Here is a 2,308-nt window from a genome sequence, read left to right as displayed (position 1 = left end):
GGCAAGTCGGTCGTGGCTGAAAATTGGGTCATGTTTCCAGAGTTTTTCTGAAAGTAAAGCTAATTCATCATCAACATTAGATGAAATATAACTGTAATAGCCATTAAAGTAAGCTCGAACGAAAGTAAAGTCATCAACATTCACCGTGTTCAAAATGTCTTTGAATTTTAAAATTTCTGCGTGATTTTCAACACTATCTTGTATTTTATAGTCAATATCACTTTGTAGGAAGTGACTGTATGAACTGAGTTGTTTCATAACTTAAAAATCACGACATTGTTGAGAAGGTATAATTTAATTAAATACCAAAAAACTATATTTTTTGATGATTATTTGTTTTATTTAGGAGTGTTTTTTTAAGTTATTGAAGAATAGTCTTATTGTTGTTCATGTTTATGACTGTTGGATAAAATATGTGATGGATTCTATGCTTTAAGATAAAAAATAAAGAGAATTTTAAGGCTAGTAGGCTATGAGTGAGATTGATCTGATTGAGCGTCCTTCTGAGCAGAAGTCTGATGCAGTGGGTATTGTCAATAAAAATTTACCGTTTAAGGTCTCTCGTCACGATATTCCTAGCTTACACAAAGTGGCGACAGAAAAAGGCGCTTATTTTTTGGGTGTGCAAAAAGACTTTCGCCGCCACGCTGACTTAGCTGAACATATTCCAGAGCAGGCTCGCTTAGGCATTGCTTGGGTTCATTTAGGTCAGGGGGAGGTTTTAGTGCCACATACTCATCCGATAGATTCGCTGATTATCGTTTGTCAAGGCAGTGTGTCTTCCTTGGGGGATGTTGAAGTAGAGCTTGTTGAAGGGGATAATTTTTTTATTCCTAGTGGTGCGGTGCATGGTTTTATTGGCGGCGAGAAAGGCTTTTGGGGCTTATCTATCCAGTTTGCTGAGCGAGGGTTATATGAAAGCGCAGCTGAGCCCTTGGTCAGTTTCTCACAATATAAAAAAAAGCAATTATCTAGTATTAATAATTTGTCTAGTTTGCTGTTGGCAAATGAAAACTATCAGAAAAAATTTGAAAGCAATCAATTTTTTTCAGTGGTTCATCAGCAAATGAGTGGCCAGCAGAAAGATATCTTTTTTAAATCATTTTCAGACGTGGTCGGATTATTTTCAGAAAATGGTGATGCTGCATTACATTAACACGTCTAATGCAAAGCATTTTTCCATTGCTGAGATGCACATGCAAGAGGAGTTTGCGCACGATATCCAGTTGCGTCACGCAACCGGAGTGACAAAAGAATCCCAGCTTTGGGATCCGATGATAGAGAGCTCCTCCAGTTGGTTTTGCCGAATGATGGAAAGCTGCGATGAGCTTGAGCGTATTGTTTTGATTTATTTAGTTGTTGAAAGTTGTGCTGATAGTGTTTATCAGAAGACTGCCGGTGTTTTTGAAAATGACGATGCGTGTGGTCATTTTAATACTCATTTGAATTTAGATGAAAGCCACAGCCAGCTAGGCACTTCATTGCTTGAAGGGTTAAGTTCGCAGCACTATGGTGAGCTTGCAAAGATCCAACATAAGGGTTGGCAGGTTCTAGAACAGCTTTTTGCACGCTTTGCTACGCTTGTGAAAGGTGAGGGCGCTTAGTTGACTGAGGAAATTGATTATCAGCTGTTTAGTACGCCGAAACCAGGTTGGACACGCTTAGGCGATAATGAAAATACTTACGTTGATCAAGAAGAAGCGCAATATCCCAGTGTGTCATATCAAGCGCTTGCGACACGCTATCTTAATGTTTTAAATTTATTAGAACCAGGCTTCAATGAGCATATAAAAGAAGATCATATTTGTTTCGGTGCCCCTGGTTTGTCTTCTTTAATTGAAATATTAGCGCGGGCATTGACGCGCCCTAAAGATTCTGTTTGCCTTTTAAGTCCAAGCTTTTTTTTATTTAAATCTGCCGCTAAATTTAATGATCTTAATATCATTGAAGTTTGCTTGCAAGGCGAGAGTTTAAATGACTTTAATTATCAAGAGATTTTAAAATCAAAGAGTAAATTAATTTTTATTTGCCAACCTAATAACCCAATAGGAAGTAATATTAATCGAGATGCCATTTTAAATTTATTAGAAAATTATGCAGGATTTATTTTCATTGATGAGGCTTACCAAGAGTTTAGTGACCAGCAGAGCTGGGCGCATTACATTCACCAATATCCTAATTTAATCATTGGTCGTACATTTTCAAAAGCGTTGGGTTTAGCAAGTATTCGTATCGGTGCTTTGATCGCGCAACCGGCTTTGCTGCATTGTGTGAAAAAATTGATTTTGCCTTACGCAATCGCTGGGCC

The 2,308-nt window shown here is 37.8% G+C and carries 4 protein-coding genes; 3 read left to right on the top strand and 1 reads right to left on the bottom strand.

Annotated features, from left to right (window positions below; genetic code table 11):
• Nucleotides 1-258, bottom strand: a 258-nt coding sequence (locus tag BGC07_RS17675; RefSeq protein ID WP_139121837.1) for a hypothetical protein, incomplete at its 3' end; no start/stop codon positions are given.
• A gap of 214 nt (nucleotides 259-472) precedes the next feature.
• Between BGC07_RS17675 and BGC07_RS17670 the strand changes: the two genes are divergently transcribed.
• The 3 genes from BGC07_RS17670 to BGC07_RS19865 form a co-directional block, all read left to right on the top strand.
• Nucleotides 473-1,156 (top strand): cupin domain-containing protein, encoded by a 684-nt coding sequence (locus BGC07_RS17670; protein WP_069314382.1) that lies wholly within the window; start codon nucleotides 473-475, stop codon nucleotides 1,154-1,156.
• Complete coding sequence (locus BGC07_RS17665; RefSeq protein ID WP_069314381.1) at nucleotides 1,140-1,604, top strand: hypothetical protein; 465 nt, start codon at nucleotides 1,140-1,142, stop codon at nucleotides 1,602-1,604. The genes BGC07_RS17670 and BGC07_RS17665 overlap by 17 nt, the downstream gene beginning before the upstream one ends.
• Nucleotides 1,605-2,308: aminotransferase class I/II-fold pyridoxal phosphate-dependent enzyme (locus BGC07_RS19865; protein WP_139121838.1), on the top strand; the 704-nt coding region annotated here is incomplete at its 3' end.

The sequence above is a fragment of the Piscirickettsia litoralis genome (assembly GCF_001720395.1).
GTDB lineage: Bacteria > Pseudomonadota > Gammaproteobacteria > Piscirickettsiales > Piscirickettsiaceae > Piscirickettsia > Piscirickettsia litoralis.
The sequence above is the reverse complement of the archived record's forward strand: the minus strand, read 5'-3'. Positions and strand labels throughout refer to the sequence as shown.

Bases quoted from the DNA above. Each gene is read 5' to 3' on its own strand.
- BGC07_RS17665 (WP_069314381.1), top strand. From the start codon at position 1,140: ATGCTGCATTACATTAACACGTCTAATGCAAAGCATTTTTCCATTGCT.
- BGC07_RS17670 (WP_069314382.1), top strand. From the start codon at position 473: ATGAGTGAGATTGATCTGATTGAGCGTCCTTCTGAGCAGAAGTCTGAT.